General features: G+C 62.0%; 22 protein-coding genes. 6 read left to right on the plus strand and 16 right to left on the minus strand.

Translation table 11 applies throughout. The features are described from left to right. Positions 1 to 152 precede the first annotated feature (152 nt). From hflC to OPU96_RS21610, 9 genes are all read right to left on the minus strand, one after another. A complete protein-coding gene (gene hflC / locus OPU96_RS21570) occupies positions 153 to 1,019 on the minus strand; it encodes a protease modulator HflC (RefSeq protein ID WP_192300275.1) in 867 nt (288 codons plus the stop codon). After that, complete coding sequence (gene hflK / locus OPU96_RS21575; RefSeq protein ID WP_498559654.1) at positions 1,019 to 2,194, minus strand: FtsH protease activity modulator HflK; 1,176 nt, start codon at positions 2,192 to 2,194, stop codon at positions 1,019 to 1,021. Before hflK ends, hflC begins: the two co-directional genes overlap by 1 nt. Before the next feature lie 96 nt (positions 2,195 to 2,290). Then, on the minus strand, positions 2,291 to 3,592 hold the full coding sequence (hflX, locus tag OPU96_RS21580) for a ribosome rescue GTPase HflX (RefSeq protein WP_498559655.1): 1,302 nt from the start codon (positions 3,590 to 3,592) through the stop codon (positions 2,291 to 2,293). 12 nt (positions 3,593 to 3,604) lie between these two features. Continuing rightward, positions 3,605 to 3,865 (minus strand): RNA chaperone Hfq, encoded by a 261-nt coding sequence (gene hfq, locus OPU96_RS21585; RefSeq protein ID WP_176997135.1) that lies wholly within the window; start codon positions 3,863 to 3,865, stop codon positions 3,605 to 3,607. A 95-nt stretch (positions 3,866 to 3,960) separates the two neighbouring features. Beyond that, a complete protein-coding gene (gene miaA / locus OPU96_RS21590) occupies positions 3,961 to 4,932 on the minus strand; it encodes a tRNA (adenosine(37)-N6)-dimethylallyltransferase MiaA (protein ID WP_226455602.1) in 972 nt (323 codons plus the stop codon). Further along, the gene (mutL, locus tag OPU96_RS21595; protein ID WP_370694879.1) at positions 4,932 to 6,845 is read right to left on the minus strand and encodes a DNA mismatch repair endonuclease MutL; all 1,914 of its coding nucleotides are present in this window, start codon (positions 6,843 to 6,845) and stop codon (positions 4,932 to 4,934) included. The genes miaA and mutL overlap by 1 nt, the downstream gene beginning before the upstream one ends. Then, positions 6,845 to 8,266 carry an N-acetylmuramoyl-L-alanine amidase gene (locus OPU96_RS21600; protein ID WP_192300278.1) on the minus strand — a complete coding sequence of 474 codons (1,422 nt, stop codon included), beginning with the start codon at positions 8,264 to 8,266 and terminating at the stop codon, positions 6,845 to 6,847. Before OPU96_RS21600 ends, mutL begins: the two co-directional genes overlap by 1 nt. Before the next feature lie 15 nt (positions 8,267 to 8,281). Beyond that, positions 8,282 to 8,752 (minus strand): tRNA (adenosine(37)-N6)-threonylcarbamoyltransferase complex ATPase subunit type 1 TsaE, encoded by a 471-nt coding sequence (gene tsaE, locus OPU96_RS21605; protein WP_226455601.1) that lies wholly within the window; start codon positions 8,750 to 8,752, stop codon positions 8,282 to 8,284. Continuing rightward, on the minus strand, positions 8,740 to 9,600 hold the full coding sequence (locus tag OPU96_RS21610) for an NAD(P)H-hydrate dehydratase (RefSeq protein WP_226455600.1): 861 nt from the start codon (positions 9,598 to 9,600) through the stop codon (positions 8,740 to 8,742). Before OPU96_RS21610 ends, tsaE begins: the two co-directional genes overlap by 13 nt. A gap of 63 nt (positions 9,601 to 9,663) precedes the next feature. On the opposite strand from OPU96_RS21610, the gene queG reads away from it, so the two are divergent. Then, the gene (gene queG / locus OPU96_RS21615; RefSeq protein WP_226455599.1) at positions 9,664 to 10,731 is read left to right on the plus strand and encodes a tRNA epoxyqueuosine(34) reductase QueG; all 1,068 of its coding nucleotides are present in this window, start codon (positions 9,664 to 9,666) and stop codon (positions 10,729 to 10,731) included. Here queG and OPU96_RS21620 read toward each other — a convergent pair. Both OPU96_RS21620 and orn read right to left on the minus strand, forming a co-directional pair. After that, the gene (locus OPU96_RS21620; protein WP_172681530.1) at positions 10,728 to 11,345 is read right to left on the minus strand and encodes a trimeric intracellular cation channel family protein; all 618 of its coding nucleotides are present in this window, start codon (positions 11,343 to 11,345) and stop codon (positions 10,728 to 10,730) included. The genes queG and OPU96_RS21620 overlap by 4 nt on opposite strands. A 182-nt stretch (positions 11,346 to 11,527) precedes the next feature. Further along, positions 11,528 to 12,070, minus strand: coding sequence for an oligoribonuclease (gene orn, locus OPU96_RS21625; protein WP_003171343.1), 543 nt, complete (start codon positions 12,068 to 12,070; stop codon positions 11,528 to 11,530). 108 nt (positions 12,071 to 12,178) lie between these two features. On the opposite strand from orn, the gene rsgA reads away from it, so the two are divergent. After that, positions 12,179 to 13,210, plus strand: a complete 1,032-nt coding sequence (gene rsgA, locus OPU96_RS21630) for a small ribosomal subunit biogenesis GTPase RsgA (RefSeq protein WP_192298253.1) — start codon at positions 12,179 to 12,181, stop codon at positions 13,208 to 13,210. 125 nt (positions 13,211 to 13,335) lie between these two features. On the opposite strand, the gene motB is transcribed toward rsgA, so the two are convergent. Further along, entirely contained in the window at positions 13,336 to 14,352 is a 1,017-nt protein-coding gene (gene motB / locus OPU96_RS21635; RefSeq protein WP_498559656.1) for a flagellar motor protein MotB, read from the minus strand. A gap of 3 nt (positions 14,353 to 14,355) precedes the next feature. Next, complete coding sequence (gene motA, locus OPU96_RS21640; RefSeq protein ID WP_122308461.1) at positions 14,356 to 15,207, minus strand: flagellar motor stator protein MotA; 852 nt, start codon at positions 15,205 to 15,207, stop codon at positions 14,356 to 14,358. Positions 15,208 to 15,374: 167 nt separating this feature from the next. Here motA and OPU96_RS21645 point away from each other — a divergent pair, with 167 nt between their 5' ends. Genes OPU96_RS21645 through asd form a run of 3 tightly spaced genes read left to right on the plus strand, consistent with a single transcriptional unit; the run spans position 15,375 to position 18,660 of the window. After that, complete coding sequence (locus OPU96_RS21645; protein WP_192298255.1) at positions 15,375 to 16,910, plus strand: HDOD domain-containing protein; 1,536 nt, start codon at positions 15,375 to 15,377, stop codon at positions 16,908 to 16,910. Between the two features lie 57 nt (positions 16,911 to 16,967). After that, entirely contained in the window at positions 16,968 to 17,783 is an 816-nt protein-coding gene (locus tag OPU96_RS21650; protein WP_463984685.1) for a rhodanese-like domain-containing protein, read from the plus strand. A gap of 16 nt (positions 17,784 to 17,799) precedes the next feature. After that, the gene (gene asd / locus OPU96_RS21655) at positions 17,800 to 18,660 is read left to right on the plus strand and encodes an archaetidylserine decarboxylase (protein WP_226455596.1); all 861 of its coding nucleotides are present in this window, start codon (positions 17,800 to 17,802) and stop codon (positions 18,658 to 18,660) included. A 123-nt stretch (positions 18,661 to 18,783) separates the two neighbouring features. Here the strand turns inward: asd and serB are convergent, their stop codons facing one another. Continuing rightward, on the minus strand, positions 18,784 to 19,998 hold the full coding sequence (serB, locus tag OPU96_RS21660; RefSeq protein ID WP_038850738.1) for a phosphoserine phosphatase SerB: 1,215 nt from the start codon (positions 19,996 to 19,998) through the stop codon (positions 18,784 to 18,786). A 133-nt stretch (positions 19,999 to 20,131) separates the two neighbouring features. Between serB and OPU96_RS21665 the strand changes: the two genes are divergently transcribed. Beyond that, a complete protein-coding gene (locus OPU96_RS21665; protein ID WP_192298258.1) occupies positions 20,132 to 21,637 on the plus strand; it encodes an AhpA/YtjB family protein in 1,506 nt (501 codons plus the stop codon). A 207-nt stretch (positions 21,638 to 21,844) separates the two neighbouring features. Here the strand turns inward: OPU96_RS21665 and OPU96_RS21670 are convergent, their stop codons facing one another. Continuing rightward, the gene (locus OPU96_RS21670) at positions 21,845 to 22,555 is read right to left on the minus strand and encodes a PqiC family protein (RefSeq protein WP_192298259.1); all 711 of its coding nucleotides are present in this window, start codon (positions 22,553 to 22,555) and stop codon (positions 21,845 to 21,847) included. Between the two features lie 175 nt (positions 22,556 to 22,730). Further along, entirely contained in the window at positions 22,731 to 24,995 is a 2,265-nt protein-coding gene (gene parC, locus OPU96_RS21675; RefSeq protein WP_192298260.1) for a DNA topoisomerase IV subunit A, read from the minus strand. Between the last annotated feature and the right edge of the window lie 44 nt (positions 24,996 to 25,039).

A 25,039-nucleotide genomic window follows, 5' to 3' on the forward strand; every position in this document is an offset into this window, starting at 1 on the left:
AAAAACCTGTCACGCCTGCCGAATCAAACATGCAGACGCAAAAAAGCCGGGAATTTCCCGGCTGCCGCATCATACACCCGTTTTCTGAAAGGATCACCCCGCCAGGCGTTTTAGCCGCCCGACGGAGTGCGTCCTACACAGTGACGAGCTGATTACTTGGCTTTTTCCAGGTAGCGGAAGAAATCGCTACTTGGGTCCAGCACCATGACGTCGGTTTTGTTCGCGAAGCTTTCACGGTAGGCGCGCAGGCTACGGTAGAACGCGTAGAACTCCTGGTCCTGGCCGTAGGCCTTGGCGTAGATCGCTGCGGCTTGAGCATCACCATCACCACGGGCCACTTCGGACTCGCGATAGGCTTCTGCCAGCAGTACACGGCGCTGACGGTCGGCATCCGCACGGATACCTTCAGCCAACTCGTTACCCTTGGCGCGGTGCTCACGAGCCTCACGCTCACGCTCGGTGCTCATACGCTCGAACACGCTGCGGTTCACTTCCTTCGGCAGGTCAATGGCCTTGACCCGGACATCAACCACTTCAATGCCCAGCTCTTTTTCCGCCATCGCGTTCAACGAACGCGTGATGTCAGCCATCAGCGCGTCACGTTCACCGGACACCACCTCGTGCAGGGTGCGTTTACCGAACTGGTCACGCAGGCCCGACTCAAGACGACGCGACAAACGATCGTCGGCGAGTTGCTTGATACCAGAGGTTGCCGTGTAGAAACGCTCGGCATCCTTGACGCGCCACTTGGCGTAGGCGTCAACCATCACGGCTTTCTTTTCCAGGGTCAGGAAGCGCTGCGTCGGTGCATCCAGGGTCATCAGGCGAGCATCGAACTTGCGCACCTGGTTGACGAAGGGGACTTTCACATGCAGGCCTGGCTGGACATCCGCCTGGACCACGCGACCGAATTGCAGCATCACCGCGCGCTCGGTCTGAGACACGATGTAGAAGCAGTTCCAGGCCGCGATGACCACGACGACGCCCACAATCAGGGCGGTCAGCGATTTATTGCTCATCAACGACTCTCCCTGCTACGTGTTTGCTGTTGCACCAAGTCAGCGGCCGCACGGGCGCTCGCTTCATTGGCAGCGGCTGTCGAACCTGTGGCCGGTGCGCTGGTGCTGCTACGACCACCTTCGATCATCTTGTCCAGCGGCAGGTACAGCAGGTTGTTCTGCCCACCTTTGTTGCCGGTCACGAGAACCTTGCTGGTGTTGCTGAAGACTTCCTGCATGGTGTCCAGGTACAGACGCTCGCGGGTGACTTCCGGCGCCTTGCGGTACTCGGCGACCAGCTTGGTAAAGCGATCCGCCTCACCCTTGGCGCGGGAGACCACTTCGTCACGGTAACCGTTGGCATCCTCAAGGATACGCTGGGCCTGACCACGGGCTTCCGGCACGACACCGTTGGCGTAGGTTTCAGCCTGGTTGCGCGAACGCTGCTCGTCTTCACGGGCGCGGATCACGTCATCGAAGGCTTCCTGAACTTCACGCGGCGCGGCTGCGCTCTGTACGTTCACCTGGGTCACGGTGATACCGGTGCGATAGGTATCGAGGAACCGCTGCAGGCGCTCCTTGATCTCGCTGGCCATCAGTTCACGGCCTTCAGTCAGTACCTGGTCCATGGCGGTGGAACCCACCACGTGGCGCAGGGCACTTTCGGTCGCGTGTTGCAGGCTGATTTCCGGCTGGTCGACGTTCAGCACGAAGTCCTGCAGGTTGCTGATCTTGTACTGCACGGTCAGCGGCACTTCGACGATGTTCTCGTCTTCGGTCAGCATCTGGCCCTGCTTGGTGTAGGCACGCTCACGCGTGACGTTTTCCATGTACTTCTTGTCGATCGGCGGGAAGTAGATGTTCAGGCCCGGGCCGACAGTCTCGTAGTACTTGCCGAAGCGCAGCACCACGGCCTGCTCCTGCTCGTCCACGACGTAGACAGCGCTGTACAGCCAGACGGCCGCCAGCACGACAAGGCCCAGGCCCAGCAGGCCGTAGCCGCCGCCCTTGCTTGTGCGACCACTGTCGTCACCACCACGTTTTTTTCCACCACCGAACAACCCATTCAGGCTTTCCTGCAGCTTTCGGAAGGCCTCGTCGAGATCTGGTGGCCCCTTGCGGTCGCCATTATTGCGGCGTTTACCACCCCAAGGATCCTGATTATTCGAGTTGCCACCCGGCTCATTCCAAGCCATAGCGCTCTCCATCTGATAAAGCAAAGGCGCACCCACGGCGCGCCGACCAATGCTACAGAATGCCTGCTACTGCGGCACAACCGCTTTCGGAGGCTTTTATTGCAAAGTGTGTTGTTCGATGAACTCTGTCGGTACTACGCCTTCACGACTGACCAGCCGATTAAGCTCCGTGCGCGGCAATCGAACAGCCAGCAAGCTGACACCTTCTTCGTCGTATTCTTCTTTCTGTACTGCGCCCAACTCGAAAAACTGTGCACGCAGTCGAGCAAAACGCTGGGGCAAGCGCAAGGTGCCGACGAACAAATCGCTGCCGAGCAATTCGGCAATGGCTTGTTCAAGCAGCTCCAGGCCACTGCCGTCGCGCGCCGACAGCCATACCCGCTGGGGCTTGCCGCTCTCATCGCGCTGGATCTGTGGCTCAACGCCTTCAAGCAAATCGAGTTTGTTATAGACCTCGAGGATCGGCAAGTCCTGGGCGCCAATCTCGCCCAATACCAGCATCACCTGCTCGATCTGCAACATGCGATCCGGTTCGGCCGCATCGATCACGTGCAACAGCAAATCGGAATTGCTCGACTCTTCGAGCGTAGACCGAAATGCCTCGACCAGCTTGTGGGGCAAGTGACGAATGAAGCCCACGGTGTCCGCCAGGACAATCGGCCCCAGGTCGTCGAGATCCAGACGGCGCAAGGTCGGGTCGAGAGTGGCGAATAGTTGGTCGGCCGCGTACACGTCGGATTTGGTCACGTTGTTGAACAGCGTGGACTTGCCGGCGTTTGTGTAGCCCACCAGGGACACGGTAGGTATGTCCGCGCGCGAACGCCCACGGCGCGATTGCTCGCGCTGGCTGCGCACTTTTTCCAGCCGGCCCTTGATCTGGCGCAGGCGCACCCGCAGCAGACGCCGGTCGGTTTCCAGTTGGGTTTCCCCCGGGCCACGCATGCCGATACCGCCACCCTGACGTTCAAGGTGAGTCCAGCCGCGAACCAGGCGCGTGCTCATGTGGTCAAGCTGGGCCAGTTCAACCTGGAGCTTGCCTTCATGGGTACGGGCGCGTTGGGCGAAAATATCGAGAATCAGGCCGGTGCGGTCGATCACGCGACACTCGAAGACACGTTCGAGGTTGCGTTCCTGACTGGGCGTGAGGACGTGATTGAAGATCACCAGATCGGCTTCTTCGGCGTGGACCAGGTCGCGCAGTTCCTCGACCTTGCCGCTGCCAATCAGGAATTTGGCGGTTGGCCGATGACGCGGCACGTTAAAAAACGCAACGGTCTCGGCGCCGGCCGAATTTGCCAACTCCTGAAACTCCTGCGGATCTTCGCGCGCCTCAGGGTCCTGTCCATCCAAGTGAACGAGGATTACCCGCTCACCACCACCGTGGCGCTCAAAGAACAAAGGAGACTCCTATCAGGCGTTACCTGGCTCAGCGTCAGCTGCGTCATCACCGGTTGCGCTAGGCAGGCGGATTGGACGAACTGGAACCACTGTAGAGATAGCGTGCTTGTAAACCATCTGGCTGACGGTGTTTTTCAGCAGGATGACGAACTGGTCGAACGATTCGATAGTGCCTTGCAGCTTGATACCGTTCACCAGGTAGATGGAAACCCCCACTTTCTCTTTACGTAAAGTATTCAAGTAAGGGTCTTGTAGCGAATGCCCTTTTGACATGTGCCGCACTCCTTTAAGGATCAATAATAAAAAAATCGGAAAATAGATAACTCATGGCCGTCACACCCCCAAGGATAGACGGCAATTGCAAGGACTCAGCTCAATATGGAGACCGTTCCCAAGTATTTCAAGGCGCGTGACAGATTGTCGCTGTCCAGGCTGTCCAGCCAGTGCAAATCGCTCCAGCTGCGCAACCAGGTGAACTGGCGTTTCGCCAATTGGCGCGTGGCGATGATGCCGCGCTCCTGCATTTCGGCTGACGTCAGCTTGCCATCCAGATGATCCCAGACTTGGCGGTAGCCTACAGCACGTATCGAAGGCAACCCTGGATGCAGGTCACCTCTGGAACGCAGTGCTACGACCTCGTCTATAAACCCCTGTTCCAACATAATTGTGAATCTTTGTGCAATTCGTTCATGCAGCACCTGGCGATTTGCCGGAGCGATGGCCAGATTCGCCACAGTATAGGGCAATTGTGACTGTCCAGATGCGCCTGCATCAGCACTTTGCGCAGATTGTCGCTGCCGATGCCAGGTCATGGTCTGGCCGCTGACACGCCAAACTTCCAGGGCGCGACTGAGCCGTTGGGGATCATTGGGGTGAATACGCGCGGCGGACACCGGGTCCACAGCCGCCAACTGGTCGTGCAAGGCTTGCCACCCAAGGCGTGCAGCCTCTTCTTCCAGCTCGGCGCGCACCTGGGGATCGGCCGGTGGCATCTGCGCCAGGCCTTCCTGCAAAGCCTTGTAGTAAAGCATCGTGCCCCCGACCAGCAGCGGAATATTGCCGCGCGCGGTGATCTCGGCCATGGCGGCCAGGGCATCGGTACGGAAATTCGCCGCCGAATAGCTCTCGGACGGGTCAATGATGTCGATCAGCTTGTGCGGATACTGCGCCAGCAGCTCTTTGGAAGGTTTAGCCGTGCCGATGTCCATGTCCCGGTAAACCAGGGCAGAGTCGACGCTGATCAGCTCGCACGGCAGCACCTTGGTCAGCTCGATGGCCAGGTCAGTCTTGCCGGCAGCCGTGGGGCCCATCAGGAAGATCGCGGGGGGCAGGGCACTCATCAGCGACCGCGCAAGAACAGTTTGTCCAGATCGTCCAGACCCATCTGGGTCCAGGTCGGTCGGCCATGGTTGCACTGCCCGCTGCGCTCGGTGTTTTCCATGTCACGCAGCAGGCCGTTCATTTCCGGCAGCGCCAGGCGGCGGTTGGCGCGGATCGCACCGTGGCAGGCCATGGTGCCGAGCAGTTCGTTGATATGCGCCTGGACGCGGTCGCTGGTGCCGTATTCCATCAGGTCGGCAAGCACGTCGGCGACCAGGCGGTTGGCTTCGGCCTGCTTGAGCAGCGCGGGAATCTGGCGGATGGCCAGGGTTTCCGGGCCCAGGCGCTGCAACTCAAAGCCGAGCTTCTGGAACACCCCGGCATGCTCTTCGGCACAGTCGGCTTCGCGCTGGCTGACCGCCAGGGATTCCGGCACCAGCAGCGGCTGGCCGCTGAGACCCTCGCTGGCCATGGCGATCTTGAGGCGCTCGTACATGATCCGCTCGTGGGCGGCGTGCATGTCCACCAGCACCAGGCCGTGGGCGTTTTCCGCAAGGATATAGATGCCCTTGAGCTGCGCCAACGCGTAACCCAACGGCGGAATATCACCGCCACCTTCCGGCAGAGCCACGGCACCGGGCTCGGCGCCCGGCAGCGGCGCGAAAAACTCGCGATACGCCGCCTGCGCTTCGGCTACCGGCACTGCCGATTGCGGACGCGGAGTGTATTGATACTGGTAGCCGGCACCTGCGCCGGAACCCGGTGCAGCAAAGGACGGCTGTGGCGGCGTCGATTGCAGCAGGTTGCCCGCCAGGCTCATTTCGCCCTGGGGCCCGAACTCACCGGCCTGCGGACCGCTCGGGCGTACCACCGCGGTCACGATCGGCGCGGACAGCTGATCATCCGGACGTACATCGCCCAAGGTGCGGTGCAAAGTGCCATAAAGGAAGTCGTGCACCATGCGCCCATCACGGAAACGTACTTCGTGCTTGGTCGGGTGCACGTTGACGTCTACCACCGACGGGTCGACCTCAAAAAACAGCACAAACGTCGGATGCCGCCCGTTGAACAGCACATCGCGGTAGGCCTGGCGCACCGCGTGGGCCACCAGTTTGTCGCGCACGGCGCGACCGTTCACAAAGAAGTACTGCAAGTCCGCCTGGCTGCGGGAAAAGGTCGGCAAACCGACCCAGCCCCACAGGCGCAAACCGTTGCGTTCGATTTCAATCGGCAGCGCCTGCTCCAAAAAGCCCGCACCACAGATCGCCGAGACACGGCGCGCACGCGCTGCCTCGTCATGGGCCTCGTGCAGGCTGAGGATGGTCTTGCCGTTGTGGCGCAGGTGAAACGCCACGTCGAACCGCGCCAGGGCCAGGCGCTTGATGACTTCTTGCAGGTGATCGAATTCGGTTTTCTCGGCCTTGAGGAATTTGCGCCGCGCCGGGGTATTGAAGAACAGGTCGCGCACTTCCACCGAAGTGCCCACCGGGTGCGCCGCCGGCTGGACCCGGGGCGCCATGTCGCGACCTTCGGTTTCCACTTGCCAGGCCTGTTCGGCGGCGCGGGTGCGCGAGGTCAGGGTCAGGCGCGCCACGGAGCTGATGGACGCCAGCGCCTCACCCCGGAAGCCCAGGCTCATCACCCGCTCAAGGTCTTCCAGGTCGCGGATCTTGCTGGTGGCGTGACGGGCCAGGGCCAGCGGCAGGTCATCGGAGGAGATGCCGCTGCCGTCATCCCGCACCCGCAGCAGTTTGACGCCGCCCTGCTCCACGTCCACGTCGATGCGCTTGGCGCCGGAGTCGATGCTGTTTTCCAGCAGCTCCTTGATCACCGATGCCGGGCGTTCAACCACCTCACCGGCGGCAATCTGGTTGGCCAGGCGCGGGCTGAGCAGCTCGATACGCGAGCCATTGTTCAACGCTGATTCACTCATTACTGTGCCGCCAATTCGGTGCCAGGGATGGTCAACACCTGGCCGACTTTCAATTCATCGGTCTTCAGGCTATTGGCGCTGCGCAACGTCGCGGCCGAGACCTGGAAACGCACGGCCAGCATGGCCAGGGTGTCGCCCGGCTGCACGCGATGGTCACGCGGACCCTGGGCGATTTTGCCGGAGTCTCGCAGCCAGGCGATATAGGTGCCCGGCGGAGGATTCTGCTGGAAAAACTGACGAATACCGGCACTGATCGAACGCGCCAAGGCCTGCTGATGACTGGCGCTGGCCAGCTTCGAGGCTTCGTTGGCGTTGGAGATAAACCCGGTTTCCACCAGGATCGACGGGATGTCCGGCGACTTCAGCACCATGAACCCGGCCTGCTCCACGCGTTGTTTGTGCAGCGACGTGACCCGGCCGATATTGCTCAGGACTTTCTGGCCGACGTTCAGGCTGGAGGTGAGCGAGGCGGTCATCGACAGGTCGAGCAACACGCCAGCGAGCATTTTGTCCTTGTCATCGAGGGACACGTTGCCGGCCCCACCGATCAAGTCGGAACGGTTTTCGCTGTCGGCCAGCCAACGGGCGGTCTCGGACGTGGCGCCGCGATCCGACAAGGCAAACACCGAAGCACCGAATGCGGCAGTGGACGGCGCGGCGTCGGCGTGGATCGAGACGAACAGGTCGGCGCCTTTCTTGCGCGCGATCTCGGTACGCCCGCGCAACGGGATGAAGTAGTCGCCAGTACGCGTCAGCTCGGCGCGGTAGCCTTTCATGGCATTGACCTGACGCTGCAGTTCGCGGGCGATGGCCAGTACCACGTCTTTTTCATGTTGCCCACGGGAACCCGAGGCACCCGGGTCTTCGCCACCGTGACCGGCGTCGATCACCACGATAATGTCGCGCTTGCCCGCCGGGGCCGGTGGCAACGGTGGCAACTTGACCTGCGGTTGCGCCGGGCTGACCGGTACGGCGGGCACGGTCGCCACGCTCGGGGTAGGTGCCGGTGGCGGGTTGGCGTCGGCGGCGTTGTCGAACAGGTCGACCACCAGCCGGTTGCCGTACTGGGCGTTGGGCGCCAGCACAAAGCTCTTCGGGGTCACGGCCTTTTTCAGGTCGATGACCACACGCAGATCGGTCGGCGTGCGCTGGGCCGAACGCATGGACGTAATCGGGGTGTTGGCGGTGGAGACTTTCAGCGGCGCAGCCAGGGTCGCACCGTTGATGTCGATCACCAGTCGATCCGGCGCCGACAAGGTAAAGACACTGTGCTGGACCGGGCCAGACAGGTCGAACACCAGTCGCGTGTTATCCGGCGCTCGCCACAGGCGCACACTTTTCACCTGTGAAGCAGCCAGAACATTGACAGTCATTGCCGCAAGCAACACCCCTACGACAGCAACCAACGCGCGAAAGCGCATACCTAACCCCACCAATTATTTGAATTCCAATGCCAAAGCGGCGCACCACGACTGGCCGCGCGCGCTCTGGGGCAACAACTTCAACTGACGCCCTGTTTCATGCGGCGTAATGGTAATGGTCAGGTCCGGCTTTGGCAAAAAGCCTGTTCCTTTATCTGGCCACTCGATCAGGCACAACGCATCCTCATCGAAGTAATCCCGGATCCCCATGTACTCCAGCTCCTCGGGGTCGACCAAACGGTAGAGGTCGAAGTGAAAGGCACGTATCGCACCAATCTCGTAAGGCTCCACCAAGGTGAACGTCGGACTTTTTACCGCGCCCGCATGCCCCAAGCCGCGAATGATTCCCCGGGACAACGTGGTCTTGCCCGCCCCCAGGTCGCCCTCGAGAAAGATCAGCCCCGCACCGGCCGTGACCTGCGCGATGCGCTGACCGAACGCGACCATGGCGTCTTCATCGGCCAGGAATAGGATTACTTCAGACACGGTGACTGTTCCTCCAGCAATTGACGAATGGCAGGTATCAGGTCACTGGCCGCCAGGCCGCGACCAAAGCTGCCCTGGCGATCCCCCGCCGTGGCGTGCAACCACACAGCCAGGCAGCTGGCGTCATAGGCTGGCATGCCCTGGGCCAGCAATGCTCCGACGAGGCCGGCCAATACATCACCCAAGCCTGCCGTGGCCATTGCCGGATGGCCTTGGTCACAACGCGAAACACGTCCATCCGGGCTGGCAATCAAACTACCAGCCCCCTTGAGAATAGCCACTGCATTGAATTTCCGGCTCAACGCGCGCGCCACCTTAAGACGATCAGCCTGAACCTCGGCTGTCGACAGGCCCAACAACCGCGCAGCCTCACCCGGATGCGGGGTGATGACACTGTTGGCCGGCAAGTTGACGCTGCCCGTGGCCAGTTGGTTCAAGGCGTCGGCGTCCCAGACCTGTGGCTGTTGCGCATTGGCGGCGACGGACAACAGGCTTTTGCCCCAGGCGGCATCGCCAAGGCCTGGACCAACCACGATGACCGAAACTTTCTCCAGCAAGCCCATCAACTGGTTGGCCGAGCTCACGCCGACCGTCATTACTTCCGGCAAACGGGCCAAGGCGGCAGGCACGTGCTCCGGGCGCGTCGCCAGGGAGACCAGGCCCGCGCCACTGCGCAAGGCACTTTCCGCGCTGAGCAGCGCAGCACCGCCCAAGCCACGGTCACCGCCAATCACCAGCAGGTGGCCGAACCGGCCTTTGTGGGAGTCCGGGGAACGCGCAGCCAGTTGCGGTAAATCGCCAGGCAACAGGGGCTGAACGTCGTTAATTGAGTGTTTTGTCTGCGGCATGCGTCTTCGGGCTCCGATGTCTGGCAGAATTATACGCATCTAACCTGTGGTTTCCCCTGTCTCATGCCCGCGATTACCTCCGATCTGCCCGCCCTCGCCCAATCGATCAAAGACTGGGGTCGCGAACTGGGCTTTCAACAAGTCGGCATCAGCGGCCTGGACCTCGCCGAGCATGAACAGCACCTGCAACGCTGGCTCGACGCCGGCTACCACGGCGAGATGGACTACATGGGCGCCCACGGCAGCAAACGCTCCCATCCCGATGAACTGGTGCCCGGCACGCTGCGCGTGGTCTCGCTGCGCATGGACTACCTGCCTGGCGACACCCAAATGGCGCAACTACTGGCCAAGCCGGAAAAAGCCTACATCTCGCGCTACGCCCTCGGCCGCGACTACCACAAGCTGATCCGCAAGCGCGTGCAACAACTGGCCGACCGCATCCAGGCGCAGATCGGGCCGTTCGGCTTCCGCGCCTTCGTCGACAGCGCGCCGGTGCTGGAAAAAGCCATCGCCGAACAGGCCGGCCTGGGCTGGATCGGCAAGAACACCCTGGTGCTCAATCGCAAGGCCGGCAGTTACTTCTTCCTCAGCGAGCTGTTTGTCGACCTGCCGCTGCCGGTGGACGAGCCCCATGGCACCGAACACTGCGGGCGTTGCACGGCGTGCCTGGACATCTGCCCCACCAATGCCTTCGTCGGCCCCTATGTGCTGGATGCCCGGCGCTGCATTTCCTACCTGACCATCGAACTGAAGAACGCAATCCCGGAAGACTTGCGACCGTTGATCGGCAACCGGGTATTTGGCTGCGATGACTGTCAGATCGTGTGCCCGTGGAATCGTTTCGCCCGCGCCACCGGCGAAAGCGATTTCAAGCCTCGCCACAACCTGGACAATGCCGAGTTGGCCGAACTGTTTATGTGGGACGAGGACAAATTCCTCAGCAGCACCGAAGGTTCACCCCTGCGTCGCGCCGGGTACGAGCGCTGGTTGCGCAACCTGGCGGTGGGCCTGGGCAATGCACCATCGAGCATCCCCGTGCTGGAAGCCTTGAAGGCACGGCGGGACTACCCCTCAGAGCTGGTGCGCGAGCATGTGGAATGGGCGCTGAAGCAGCACGCCACGCGCGGCTAGTGGACGTCGTCGTTATAGACGAACTTGGGCATTTCCCAGTGAAAACGGATCGCCAGCAGGCGTAAGAGAAAACCGCTGAACAAAGTCAGCAGAATCGCCTGTTCGCTGGGCAGCTCCAGATACAGACACAGCAGGTAGAACCAGGCGGCGAGGAACGACACGCTGGCGTACAGCTCACGCCGAAAGATCAGCGGGATGTCGTTGCAGAAAATGTCCCGCAGGATGCCGCCGAACACGCCGGTGATCACGCCACTGACCGACGCCACCAGCATGCCATGCCCCATTTCCAGGGCGGTCATGCAACCGATCAAGGTGAACGCCACCAGCCCCACGGCATCCAGCGCCAGGAACAGCGAGCGCAGATGGCGCATCAACGGCGCGATAAAGATCGTCACCAGCGCCGCCACCGAGGTCAGCACCAGGTATTCCGGGTGTTTGACCCAGGTCAGCGGGTAATGCCCCAGCAGCACGTCACGTACCGAACCGCCGCCCAGCGCCGTCACGCAGGCGATCAGCACCACACCAAACCAGTCCATACCGCGCCGCCCGGCGGACAGGGCGCCAGTCATGGCTTCGGCGGTGATGGCGATGAGGTAGAGCATCAACAACATGATGGCGATCCTTGCGGTGTTGTAGTGAGCGGGCTTGCCCCGCGCTGGGGCGCGCAGCGGCCCCAAAGCAGGCAATGATACCTGCTTGGACGAGTATGTTGGCTGCATTGGGGGCGCTTCGTGCCCCAGCGCGGGGCAAGCCCGCTCACGACAGAAAGAGATAGGCGCTCATCGCAGGGGTTGGCTCAAGCCTTGATGAAATGCTTGCGGTAATGCTGCAACTCGGCGATCGACTCGCGAATATCATCCAGCGCCAGATGGGTGCTGCCTTTATGGAAGCTGTCTTTGACTTCCGGCGCCCAACGCGCGGCCAGCTCTTTCAAGGTGGACACATCCAGGTTGCGGTAGTGGAAGTAGCTCTCCAGCCCCTTCATGTGGGTATAGAGGAAGCGGCGGTCCTGGCAGATGCTATTGCCGCAGATCGGCGACTTGCCCTTGGGCACCCACTTTTCCAGGAACGCGATGGTCTCGGCTTCGGCTTCGGCCATGCTGATGCGGCTGTCGCGCACGCGCTGGGTCAGGCCGGAGTTGCCGTGGGTGCGGGTGTTCCATTCGTCCATGGTGGCCAGCACGGCGTCGCTGTGATGGATAGCGATCACCGGACCTTCGGCCAGGGTATTGAGGTTGCTGTCGGTGACAATGGTGGCCATCTCGATGATGACGTCGGTGTCGGGGTTCAGACCGGTCATTTCCAGATCGATCCAAATCAGGTTCTGTGGGTTTTGCATGGCTCTATTCTCTTGGCACCTTGGCGTAGCTGCGCAGTTTAGCAGGCGGGGCCGTGCTAGACTCGCGACCGTTTTACCCAACCTTTGCATTATCGACACGGAACACCAATGGCCAAACGCCAGCTCAATCGTCGCCAAAACTGGCGCATCGAAAAGATTCAAGGTGAACGCGCTGCTCGCGCCGCCAAACGTGAATCCTCCGCCGTGGAAGCGCTCGAGGGCGGCGACCTGGGCCCCGAGCAAACGGGCCTGGTGATCGCGCACTTTGGTGTGCAGGTCGAAGTCGAGGCGCTGGAAGGCGAACTCACAGGCCAGGTGTTCCGTTGCCACCTGCGCGCCAACCTGCCTGCGCTGGTCACCGGCGACAAGGTGGTATGGCGTGCCGGCAACCAGGGCATCGGCGTGATCGTCGCCCAGTTGCCGCGCACCACTGAACTGCGCCGCCCGGACAGTCGCGGCCAGCTCAAGCCGGTGGCGGCCAACGTCGACATGATCGTGATCGTGTTTGCGCCGCTGCCCGAGCCCCACGCCAACCTGATCGATCGCTACCTGGTGGCAGCCGAGCACGCCGGCATCCGCCCGCTGCTGCTGCTGAACAAATTCGACCTGATCGACGAGCAGAACGCCCCGGCGCTCAATGCGTTGCTGGCGGTCTACCGCACCCTGGGTTACCCGGTGCTGGAAGTGTCGGCGCACCACGGCAACGGCATGGAGCAACTGCAACAGCAGTTGGATGGGCGCATCAGCGTGTTTGTCGGCCAATCGGGCGTGGGTAAATCCTCGCTGGTCAACAGCCTGCTGCCGGAAGTCGAAACCCGTGTAGGCCCGTTGTCGGAACTGTCCGGGCAGGGCACCCACACCACCACCACCGCGCGGTTGTTCCACTTCCCCGGCGGCGGCGAACTGATCGACTCCCCGGGTATCCGCGAATTCGGCCTCGGCCACGTCAGCCGCAGCGATGTGGAAGCGGGCTTCATCGAGTTCAACGACCTCATCGGCACTTGCCGCTTCCGCGATTGCAAACACGACCGCGAGCCGGGCTGTGCGTTGCTCAAGGCGCTGGAAGATGGACGCGTGCAACAGCAGCGGATGAACAGCTATCGGTCGATTATTGCGAGTCTTCCTGAAAGCAGTTACTGACCCTTGCTTGCGCTGGGGTGCGCAGCACCCCTAAAAAGTCGGTGACTGCTGCGCACCACAGAAAGCTGCGCCACAGGACAGGAACAAAAAGGCCGCGATCATCGCGGCCTTTTTGCGTGTGCAGCTTAAGAACCAGCTTTAGGCACCGTAGGATCTTTCACCCCACCATCGTCAAACAGGTTCAGCTTCTGCCGCAGCTCATGGGCCGGCAACGGCTCCTGCCCTGGCGGGATGGCGTTCGGGTCGGCCGGTACTTCACCGGGCGAGCCCGCACCTGAGGTCGGCGCCGGTTTGGGTTGATCACCTTCAATCGCACGCTGGGCCTTTTTGGTCAGCACGACGATGTCGATCCGCCGGTTGATCGGGTTGAACGGGTCTTTGGGATCAAACAGCTGCGAGGAGGCAAAGCCCACCACGCGCGCCACTTGCGGGTCCGGGTAGCTGCCGGCCACCAGCGCGCGGCGGGCGGCGTTGGCGCGGTTGGCGGAGAGTTCCCAGTTGCCGAAGTCGCCTTGGCCCGCGTACGGCTTGGCGTCGGTGTGGCCGCTGATACTGATCTTGTTCGGCACCGCCTTGATGGTGTCGGCCATGGCCAGCAGGATGTCTTCGAAGTAAGGCTTCAGGCGCGCGCTGCCGGAGTCGAACATCGGCCGGTTGGCCGCGTCGGTGATCTGGATGCGCAGGCCGTCCGGGGTGATCTCAAACGAGATCTGATCCTTGAACTTCAGCAGTTGCGGGTTCTCCTCGACCTTGGTCTGCAACTCTTGCAGCAACAGTTCCAGGCGTTCCTGCTCGACCTGCTCGGCCATGGCTTCGACGGTGTCGCGCTCGATCGGGATATGTTCCTGCGGCGCTTCGGTCTTGACCTCCGGGTTGATGGTGCGCTCCGGCGCCAACTGCGGCGAGCCGCCCAGGTCGATCACGAAAGGCGTGCCGCTTTCCGAGAAGCCGATCGGGTCCTTGAAGTAACCGGCGATGGCGATCTTCTGTTCCGGCGTGGCGGTGGACATCAGCCACAGCACCAGGAAGAACGCCATCATCGCCGTGGCAAAGTCGGCGAAGGCGATTTTCCAGGCACCGCCATGGTGCCCCGCAGCGAAGCGCTTGACGCGCTTGATGATTATCGGCTGGTTGTTTTCCATGGCTTAGCGACCGCGAACCGCTTGTTCCAGCTCGGCGAAGCTTGGGCGATGTTTCGGGTACAACACTTTACGACCGAACTCCACCGCCAGCGATGGCGGCATGCCGGAAGCGGACGCTACCAGGCTGGCCTTGATCGATTCGTACAGGTTGATTTCTTCCTTGGCATCGTGGGCCAGGGACGTGGCCAGCGGGCCGAAGAAGCCGTAGGCCGCGAGGATACCGAAGAACGTACCCACCAGCGCCGCACCTACGTGCATGCCGATGGCCGCCTGGTCGCCTTCGCCCAGGGAAGCCATGGTCACCACGATACCGAGTACCGCCGCAACGATACCGAAGCCGGGCATGCCGTCGGCGATGCCGGTCACGGCGTGGGACGGATGCTCCAGTTCTTCCTTGAGGCTGAACAACTCCATGTCGAACAAGCCTTCCAGCTCATGGGGGGCCATGTTGCCGGAGGACATGATGCGCAGGTAATCGCAGATGTAGGCGGTCATGCGCTCGTCTTTGAGCACCGCCGGGTACTTGGCGAAAATCGGGCTGGCGGCAGCGTCTTCGATGTCGGCCTCGATGGCCATCATGCCTTCGCGGCGGCTCTTGTTGAGGATCTCATACACCAGGCCCAGCACTTCAAGATAGAAGGTGTGGGTAAAGCGCGAACCGAACATCGCCAGGGATTTCTTGACCACGTGCATGGTCATGTAGCCGGGGTTCGCCTGCAGGAATGCGCCCAGTGCGGCGCCACCGATAATCATCACCTCGAAGGGTTGGATCAGCGCGGCAATTTTACCGTGGGACAGGACGTACCCACCGAGCACGCTTGCGAAGACGACGATGATGCCGATAATTTTAGCCATAGGGGATGAGTACTTGCGCCGTCGGGTTCATGGACATATTTGGTGGAACTGAAAAACTCTTGTTCTACTTATCGGCAAAACTGCGCCAGACTATAGCCCGTTAAGGCGAAAAGCCAGTTCGGCCCGCTCCGGGCGTGTTGACCGCAAGTGATGATCGCGCCCCAATCATGGCTAATGAAACGACAGTCCCAACTGCAAAACCCAATTCTCTCGCCGCTTGGATCAAGCGCCTGGACGATGTGCTGCTGCCCGTCCCCCAGGCCAGTCACGAGCGCGTGTGCAAAGCCATCCGCGATAATCGCAGTTCGTTGCGCGATATTGCCGAGCTGATGCAAAACAGCCCGGCGCTGGTGCTCAGCGTGATTCGCGAGGCCAACAGCCATACCCATGGCAGCTTCACGGAACCGGCGGAAAACCTCGAAGTGGCGCTCAACCGCCTCGGCCTCAAGCGCGCCGAAGAGCTACTGGCGCGCCTGCCGTCGGTGCCGGCCCAGGAAATCCCGGTGGCCTTGCGCCAACTGTTGCTGGTCAGCCAGCACGCCTCGCAGCAGGCCAACGGCTTGTTCGCCAGCCGCCTGGCGCGGTTGTGGCAGGACATCCACTGGGGCAGCCTGTTGTTCCTGTCGCCGCTGTGGCCGATGGCCGTCGCCTACCCCAAGCTCCTTGAAGAATGGGAGCTGCGGGTGATCCACAAAGGCCAGTCCGCGCGCCAGGTCGAACAGGAACTGTTCGGCGTGCGCCTGCTCGACCTGTGCCTGGGCTTGACCGAAACCTGGCACCTGCCGATCTGGGTGTCCCAGGGCTACAACCTGCTGCTCAAAGAGCAGCGCTTGCTGGTCAAGGCCCTGCGCATCGCCCGCGAGGACGACGCGCTGCGCCACCAGCAATTGCTCGACGCCGAACCCAACCTGCGACGCTGGCTGAACCAGCCGGCCAATACCGTGCTGCTGGCCAATGGCCTGGCGATGTCGGCCCAGGAATCCTGGACTTGCCCGCACACCGAGCGCTGGCAATACCTCACCGCCCTGTACCTGCAACAGCCGCTGGGCGATGTGCAGCAACAGGTGCACCAGCAAGCCGTGACCAGCGCCCGCAGCACCTTGATGCCCGACCTCTGGCACCCGGCGCTGTCGCTGATCTGGCCGTGGCATGTGCAAAAAATCCATCGCGGCCTGCTGCCGGCACCACCGCCCACCGCCGAAGCACTGGCCCTGTGGCGCAGCCGCTGCACCGAGTTGCTGGTGGAACCGAGCCGCTTCGCCAACGCCATGCACCTGACCACCTGCGCCAAAGAGGCACTGGTGGCCAGCGGCATGCAACGGGTCATGCTGCTGATGACCGACCGCGCCCAAAGCACCTTGCGTGTGCACCAGGCCGACGGCCTGCCAAAGGACGCCGCCAACCTGAGCCTTGATGTGACCAACAGCACGTTACTGCAGCGCCTGCTGGAAAAATCCGCCCAGGTGCGCCTCAACCCGGACAACCACGCGCAGTTCTCGGCCTTGTTGCCGCCGATCCTGCGTCGCCTGTTCAACGGCGAGCACCTGCTGCTGCGCTCCCTGAGCTGCAACGGCAAGGTGGTGATGCTGATGGTGGCCGACCAGGGCGGCGGGCCGTTCTCGGAAACCACCGTGCAAGCCTTCGGCAAAACCGCCCAATGCATCGAGAAAGCCCTGCACTGCTTTACCAACCGCAGCGCCTGATGCTTGCGCTACAATCGCGGTCCTTTATCGCCAACATTTGTGCCCAGGAGACCTCACATGCCTGACTTCTCTGGCTTGCCGCTGGTGATCGAATCCAGCGACCTGCAAGGTCGCCTCGATGCCGAACACCTGATACTGGTCGACCTCACCAGTGCCGCCCGCTACGCCCAGGGGCATATCCCCGGCGCGCATTTCGTTGACCCCAAGCGCACCCAACTGGGCCAGGCGCCTGCACCGGGGTTGCTGCCCAACAAGGCAGACCTGGAAAAACTCTTCGGCGAACTGGGTCACACCCCGGACGCGACCTACGTGGTCTACGACGACGAAGGCGGTGGCTGGGCCGGCCGCTTCATCTGGATGCTCGACGTGATCGGCCACCAGAAGTATCACTACCTCGACGGCGGCCTGCTGGCCTGGCTGGAAGGCCAACACCCCGTCTCCACCGAGGTGCCCGCACCCGTGGGCGGCCCGGTCAGCCTGACGCTGCACGACGGCCCCACCGCCACCCGCGAATACCTGCAAAGCCGCCTCGGCGCTGCCGACCTGGGCATCTGGGATGCACGCGGCCCGCTGGAGTATTCCGGCGAGAAAGTCCTCGCCGCCAAAGGTGGGCACATCCCCGGCGCCGTGAACTTCGAATGGACCGCCGGCATGGACCCTGCGCGCAACCTGCGCATCCGCCGCGACATGCCGCAGATCCTCGAAAACCTCGGGCTGACCCGCGACAAAGAAATCATCACCCACTGCCAGACTCACCACCGCTCTGGCTTCACCTATCTGGTGGCCAAGGCGCTCGGTTATCCGCGAGTCAAAGGTTATGCCGGTTCCTGGGGCGAATGGGGCAACCACCCCGACACCCCCGTTGAGATTTAAGGTTTAAGGACAGTAAATGAAAAAGCAGTTGTTTATCCTCAGCCAGTACTTGCTGCCGCACCACTTGCTCTCGCGCTTGGCCGGCTGCATTGCCGAGTGCCGCGTGCGCTGGTTCAAGAACGCGTTCACCAGCTGGTTCGCCAAGCGCTATCAAGTGGACATGTCCCAGGCCCTGGTAGAAGACGTGACCGCCTATGAGCACTTCAACGCCTTCTTCACCCGCGCCCTGAAAGACGGCGCGCGCCCGCTGGATCAAACCCCAGGCGCGGTACTCAGCCCGGCCGATGGCGCCGTCAGCCAGTTGGGCCCGATCGAGCATGGTCGTGTGTTCCAGGCCAAGGGCCACAGCTTCAGCGTGCTGGAGTTGCTGGGGGGTGATTCCGCCGTGGCGGCACCGTTCATGGGCGGCGACTTCGCGACGGTCTATCTGTCACCGAAGGACTACCACCGCGTGCACATGCCGCTGGCCGGCACCCTGCGCGAGATGATCTATATCCCGGGGCGCATCTTCTCGGTCAACCAGACCACCGCCGAAAACGTACCGGAGCTGTTCGCCCGTAACGAACGCGTTGCCTGCATTTTCGACACCGAACGCGGCCCGATGGCGGTGGTATTGGTGGGCGCGATGATCGTCGCGTCGATTGAAACCGTGTGGGCTGGCTTGGTGACACCGCCCAAGCGCGAGTTGAAAACCTTCCGCTATGACGAAGCCGCACGTGCGCCGATTCATCTGGAGAAAGGTGCCGAGCTGGGCCGCTTCAAACTGGGTTCGACGGCGATCGTGCTGTTCGGGCCGGATCAGGTGAAGTGGGCTGAAGAACTGGCAGCCGGCACCCCGGTGCGGATGGGCCAGGGCATGGCACTGCCGAAAGCCTAACGCAGAACCCAATGTGGGAGCTGGTTTGCCTGCGATGCAGGCACCTCGGTGCATCAGTGATACCGAGGTGATGCTATCGCAGGCAAGCCAGCTCCCACATTTTTTACTGTGTTTCTTCAGTGACTACAGCTGACCGTCGCGGTCGCGGAAACCCAGCAGATACAACACCCCATCCAACCCCAACGTCGAAATCGCCTGCTTCGCCGACTGTTTCACCAACGGCTTCGCCCGGAACGCCACACCCAACCCGGCAATCGCCAGCATCGGCAAGTCATTTGCACCGTCGCCGACCGCAATGGTCTGCTCCAGACGCAAACCTTCCTTATGGGCCAATTCCTTCAGCAAATCCGCCTTGCGCTGTGCGTCGACAATCGGCTCGACCGCCACGCCAGTCACCTTGCCATCCACCACTTCCAGCTCGTTGGCAAATACATAGTCGATGCCCAACTTGGCCTGCAACTGCTTGGCGAAATAGGTGAAGCCGCCGGACAGGATAGCGGTCTTGTAGCCCAGGCGCTTGAGTTCGGCGAACAGGGTTTCGGCACCTTCCGTCAGGCGCAGCGAGGCACCGATGGAGTCCAGCACGCTCACGTCCAGGCCCTTGAGCAGCGCCAGGCGCTCCTTGAAGCTGGCGCGGAAGTCCAGCTCACCGGCCATGGCGCGCTCAGTGATCTCGGAGACCTGCTCACCCACGCCGGCCGCCTTGGCCAGTTCGTCGATGACTTCGGCTTCGATCAGCGTCGAGTCCATGTCGAACACCGCCAGGCGGCGGTTACGGCGGAACAGCGAGTCTTCCTGGAAGGCGATGTCGACATTCAGCTCCTGGGCCACGCTGAGGAACTCGGCGCGCAGGGCTTGCGGGTCGGCCGGCTCACCGCGCACGGAGAATTCGATGCAGCCCTTGCCTTTGTCGGCCGGGGTGTCCAATGGCATGCGCCCCGACAGACGGTCGATATGGTCGATATTCAAGCCATACTGCGCCGTGATCGAGCTGACGCGCTGCAGTTGCTCGGCCGTGACCTTGCGGGTCAGCAGGGTGACGATATGGCGCTTCTTGCCCTGGCCGGCGACCCAGTGCTGGTAGTCCTCTTCCGACACCGGGGTGAAACGCACCTGTTGATCGAGCTTGTACGCGGTAAACAGGATGTCCTTGAGTACCGAAGACGCCTGTTCAGTGCTCGGGATCTCAACCAGGATGCCGAATGACAACGTGTCGTGGATCACCGCCTGGCCGATGTCGAGAATGTTCACACCACCCTGGGCCAGAACACCGGTAATGGCGGCGGTGAGACCCGGGCGATCTTCACCAGTGATGTTAATCAGGACAATTTCGCGCAAGGCGCACCCCCAGGCTGGAAAAAAACCGCATTCTACCCACTTTCAGTGACCATCGGGCACAGCCAGCGCTTTGACGCTCTGGGGCCTGTCGCTATACTGCGCGTCAACTTCACGGACCAAGAGCCGAGCGCAAGTGAACCGGCCCACGCCAGTAAAAACCGACAACTTCTTCCTGCTGATCTTCCGGGCACTGCGCCATCGCCGTGTACCGATCGCATTACGCATTGCCAGCCATAACGTGATCCTGGTCGCCCTGGCCCTGGTGATCTACGCCTGCGTGATGGGTTTGCAGTTCAAGCAGGCCATGCACGAGCAAGCCGACGCCCTGGGCGAGAGCCTGACCACGCAAACCGCCACCTCGGCGACTGAGCTTTTGGTGTCCAACGACATCCTCAGCCTCAACGTGCTGCTCAACAACCTGACCAAGAACCCGCTGGTGGCCCACGCCGCCATCTACAGCGTGGACAACCGGATCATGGCCGAAGCCGGGCAGCGCCCGAAGAATGGCCTGCTGGGTGAGGCCGAAGGCTTGTACCAGAGCAACATCACGTTCCAGGACGTGAAGGCCGGCCAATTGCGCATCAGCCTGGACATGCAGCAATTCCAGCAGCCAATGACCATCAGCCTGCAAAGCATGGGCATCCTCAGCGCGATCCTGCTGGCCCTGGCGTTGGCCCTGAGCCTGCGCCTGGGTCGGCATATCTCCACGCCTCTGATGCAACTGCGCATCTGGCTGCGGGACATCGACGAACACACCCCGGCCACCGACCGCCAGGATGAAATCGGTGACCTTGCCCGCCAACTGCATGCCAGCTTCGCCCCGGAGCCGGTCGTGCGCGAACCTGAGCCCGAGCCGGAATACGACGACGAGCCCGAGTTCGACGTGGGCGAGCCAGGCTTTGCCGAAAGCGCACCGGTCGCCGGCCTCAAGCCTGCCACCCGCAAGGCGATCCGGGCCGAAGAAGACGAACTGGACGACGAAGACCCGTTCGCCGACCTGCGCGACACGGCGTCCGACAGCCCGGCCATCGCGCCGAAGCCTGCCCCGGTCAAAAACGCCGAACCCCAGCACAGTGCGGTGCTGGCTGTGCAACTGGGCTCCCAGGATCAACTGCGCCGCCTGCCCCGCACCCGCCTGACGGAACTGCTGGAACGCTACCGCGACTGCCTCGACCAGGCCGCGTCGCTGTACCAGAGCGAACTGCACACCCTGAACGACGGCAGCACGCTGATGCTGTTCCATAGCGAAGACAGCGGCGAAGACTACCTGACCAACGCCATCTGCTGCGGCGAGTTGCTGCGCGCCCTGGGCCATGCCTTGCAGATCGAAGTGGCGGACAGCGGCATCACCTTGCAACTGCAACTGGGCCTGACGGTGGGTGATGATCTGTTCGGCATGAGCCAGATCGACCTGCTGCTCACCGAAATCGCCCAGGACGCCCTGGCCTTGTCGCAGCACAGCCGCAACCTGCTGCTGGTGGAGCGCAAGATCAGCGAAGACACGCTGATCCGCCAGCGCGCACGTATCCGCCCGATTGCCAGCCCTGAAGGCGCGAGCTGTGTAGAGCGGTTGATGGAGCCGTATCCGTCGATGCTGGAGCGCCAGTTGGCCCGGATGCACGAGACCCGCAAGCCCTAGGCAACACTGCAACATCCACTGTGGAGTGGGCTTGTGTTGTGGGAGCGGGCTTGCTCGCGAATGCGGAGTGTCAGTCGATACATCAATGACTGAATCACCGCATTCGCGAGCAAGCCCGCTCCCACAGGTGATCTTCAGCGCTACCCAAATAGTGCATAAAAAAGGCCCGCTGAATCAGCGGGCCTTTTTTTGTGTCGGTGATTCAGCTCAGAACCTGAACACTTCCATATCCGTACGGATCGGCGTTGCCATCGGCATCTTTGGCTTCTGCGGTTCTGCCGGCTTGGCCGCCTGCACCGGCGCCTGTTTGCGCGGCGCCTCGGCAATCGGCGGTTGGTTGGCCAATGGCTTGAGGGCCACCGACAACTGCTCGGCCAAATGCTGCAACAACACGCCCTGGGCCTGGACCTGGGACGCAGTGGTGCCGGCATGTTCTTCCTGCAAGTGCACGATGCGGCTGTCACGCACTTGGCCACGACGGTCGATCAAGCGCCACTGCGCATCGAGGATCGCTGGCTGCGACTTGCCGGAGTCAAGGCGCGTGATGGTCAACAACACCTGTACATCCGGGCTGAAGCCCGTCGGTGCCGGCGACAGCACCACGCGCTGGCTGTCCAGGTGACCCGCCACCTGGCGCAGCATCAGCTGGTTGATGTCGGACGACAAACTGCCCGCCCAACGACCATCGATGGAACCTTGCAGGCTGCCGTCGTTCTGACGTTGCAGCAGGGTTTCGCGTTGCAGGTAGTCAGCCACGACCACAGGGCCGAGCAAAACGGCCATACCGGCAGCCTGGGCGGGCTGCGCCGGACTTCCGCTGTCCAGCTGGTACAGCGACACCGGCTGGTGTGTGCTGCAACCCGCCAGCCCCAAAAGGCCAGCGAGCATCAAAAATAAAGGCACGCGTGGAGCGGTCATCATCCCATCCAGGTGGCTGCCACAAGGCTAACCACAACTAATACTAAAAATACCCTAAACACGCGCGGCCACGCCGGCGCTGGAAAGGCCATATCATCCGTGAATATGCGCTATGACTCCAGCGCCAAAGCGTCGATCTACGCGTTAAATCGTAGATCGAGGGCTCTAATGCGCGTTAAACCGGCGCTTCCACCAGCAAAGCATCCACCCGCTGGAAGCCCCGTGGCAGTTTGTTACCGCGCCGGCCGCGCTCGCCTTTGTAGTGCTCAAGGTCGTCAGGGCGCAGCGACAGCGTGCGCTTGCCGGCTTGCAGCACCAGCGTCGCGCCCTCCGGAATCACCGCGATGTCGGTCACGTACTCTTCGCGACTGGCCACTCGCTCGCCAGGAATCCCGATGATCTTGTTGCCCTTGCCTTTGCCCAGCTGCGGCAGGTCGCTGATCTTGAACACCAACAGGCGGCCTTCGGTGGTCACCGACGCCAGCCAGTTGCTCTCACGATCGTCCACCGGTCGCGGCAGGATCACCTTGGCGTTGTTCGGCAGGCTCAACAACGCCTTGCCCGCCTTGTTCTTGGCCTGCAGGTCTTCACCCTTGACCACGAAACCGTAACCCGCGTCGGACGCGATCACGTACAGCGCATCATCCTCCGGCAGCAGCACACACTCGAAATTCGCCCCTGGCGGCGGCGTCAGACGCCCGGTCAGCGGCTCGCCCTGGCCCCGAGCAGACGGCAAGGTGTGGGCCGGCACCGAATAACTGCGCCCGGTCGAGTCGATAAACACCGCAAACTGGTTGGAACGCCCAGCCGCAGCGGTCTTGAAGCCGTCGCCAGCCTTGTACGACAGACCAGTGGCGTCAATATCATGCCCCTTGGCCGATCGAACCCAACCCTTTTCCGACAGAACGACTGTAATTTTCTCGTTTGGCAGCAGCTCGGTCTCTGTCAGCGCCTTGGCTTCAGCGCGCTGCACGATGGGCGAGCGGCGGTCGTCGCCATAGGTTTCGGCGTCTTTGATCAGCTCGGTGCGCACCAGCTTCTTCAGCTTGGCTTCACTGCCCAGAAGGGCTTGCAGCTTGGCTTGTTCCTTGAGCAGCGCGTCCTGTTCGTCGCGCAGCTTCATTTCTTCCAGGCGTGCCAACTGGCGCAAGCGAGTATCAAGGATGTAATCGGCCTGGATCTCGCTCAGTTGGAACTCGGCGATCAGCTCTGCCTTGGGATGTTCGGCAGTACGGATGATGTGGATCACCCGATCCAGATTGAGATAGGCAATCAGCAAGCCATCCAACAGGTGCAGGCGGCGCTCGACCTTGTCGAGGCGGAATTGCAGGCGGCGACGCACGGTCTGCACGCGGAACTCCAGCCACTCCACCAGCAGGTTGCGCAGGTTTTTCAGCTGCGGCTTGCCGTCCAGGCCGATGATGTTGACGTTGACCCGGTAGCTCGACTCCAGGTCGGTGCTGGCAAACAGATGCTGCATCAGCACTTCATGGTCGACCCGGCTGTTGGTCGGAATGATCACGATACGGCATGGGTTTTCGTGGTCGGACTCGTCACGCAGGTCGGCAACCTGCGGCAGCTTCGACGGTTTGGCCTGCATCAGCGCCGCGATCTGCTCCAGCACCTTGGCGCCGGACACCTGGTGCGGCAACGCGGTGACAATGATGTCGCCATCTTCGACGTGGTACACGGCGCGCATGCGCACCGAGCCCTTACCGGTTTCGTACATCTTCAGCAGGTCGGCGCGCGGCGTGATGATTTCCGCTTCGGTCGGGTAGTCCGGGCCCTGGATATGCTCGCAGAGCTGCTCGACCGTAGCCTTTGGCTCATCGAGCAGGCGCACGCAGGCCGTGGCGACTTCGCGCAGGTTGTGCGGCGGCACGTCGGTGGCCATGCCCACGGCGATGCCGGTGGTGCCATTGAGTAGGATATTCGGCAAACGTGCCGGCAATACCAGGGGTTCGTCGAGGGTACCGTCAAAGTTCGGGCCCCAGTCGGCGGTGCCCTGCCCCAGTTCGCTGAGCAATACTTCCGAGTAACGCGACAAACGTGCCTCGGTGTATCGCATGGCGGCGAACGACTTCGGATCATCCGGCGCACCCCAGTTGCCCTGGCCGTCCACCAGCGTATAGCGGTAGCTGAACGGCTGGGCCATCAGCACCATGGCTTCATAGCAGGCCGAATCGCCGTGGGGGTGGAACTTACCGAGCACGTCACCGACGGTACGCGCCGACTTCTTGTGTTTGGAGTCAGCGTCCAGGCCCAACTCACTCATGGCGTAAATGATGCGCCGCTGTACGGGCTTCAGGCCGTCGCCGATATGCGGCAAGGCACGGTCCATGATCACGTACATGGAGTAGTTGAGGTAGGCATTTTCGGTGAAGTCAGCCAGCGAACGGCGTTCTACGCCATCTAAGCTGTCTGCGAGGATGTCACTCATGCGGGCCTCATCATTGGGTAAGGCACAGCGGAAATGCCGCGGCG

The organism is Pseudomonas sp. RP-B7, assembly GCF_059803535.1.

Coding starts and splice junctions, on each gene's coding strand:
- OPU96_RS21600 (WP_192300278.1), bottom strand. CDS start 8,266: ATGCGCTTTCGCGCGTTGGTTGCTGTCGTAGGGGTGTTGCTTGCGGCA.
- orn (WP_003171343.1), bottom strand. CDS start 12,070: ATGCAAAACCCACAGAACCTGATTTGGATCGATCTGGAAATGACCGGT.
- queG (WP_226455599.1), top strand. CDS start 9,664: ATGCCCGCGATTACCTCCGATCTGCCCGCCCTCGCCCAATCGATCAAA.
- OPU96_RS21670 (WP_192298259.1), bottom strand. CDS start 22,555: ATGACCGCTCCACGCGTGCCTTTATTTTTGATGCTCGCTGGCCTTTTG.
- hfq (WP_176997135.1), bottom strand. CDS start 3,865: ATGTCAAAAGGGCATTCGCTACAAGACCCTTACTTGAATACTTTACGT.
- rsgA (WP_192298253.1), top strand. CDS start 12,179: ATGGCCAAACGCCAGCTCAATCGTCGCCAAAACTGGCGCATCGAAAAG.
- mutL (WP_370694879.1), bottom strand. CDS start 6,845: ATGAGTGAATCAGCGTTGAACAATGGCTCGCGTATCGAGCTGCTCAGC.
- miaA (WP_226455602.1), bottom strand. CDS start 4,932: ATGAGTGCCCTGCCCCCCGCGATCTTCCTGATGGGCCCCACGGCTGCC.
- OPU96_RS21610 (WP_226455600.1), bottom strand. CDS start 9,600: ATGCCGCAGACAAAACACTCAATTAACGACGTTCAGCCCCTGTTGCCT.
- hflK (WP_498559654.1), bottom strand. CDS start 2,194: ATGGCTTGGAATGAGCCGGGTGGCAACTCGAATAATCAGGATCCTTGG.
- motA (WP_122308461.1), bottom strand. CDS start 15,207: ATGGCTAAAATTATCGGCATCATCGTCGTCTTCGCAAGCGTGCTCGGT.
- motB (WP_498559656.1), bottom strand. CDS start 14,352: ATGGAAAACAACCAGCCGATAATCATCAAGCGCGTCAAGCGCTTCGCT.
- OPU96_RS21645 (WP_192298255.1), top strand. CDS start 15,375: ATGGCTAATGAAACGACAGTCCCAACTGCAAAACCCAATTCTCTCGCC.
- hflC (WP_192300275.1), bottom strand. CDS start 1,019: ATGAGCAATAAATCGCTGACCGCCCTGATTGTGGGCGTCGTCGTGGTC.
- asd (WP_226455596.1), top strand. CDS start 17,800: ATGAAAAAGCAGTTGTTTATCCTCAGCCAGTACTTGCTGCCGCACCAC.
- OPU96_RS21650 (WP_463984685.1), top strand. CDS start 16,968: ATGCCTGACTTCTCTGGCTTGCCGCTGGTGATCGAATCCAGCGACCTG.
- parC (WP_192298260.1), bottom strand. CDS start 24,995: ATGAGTGACATCCTCGCAGACAGCTTAGATGGCGTAGAACGCCGTTCG.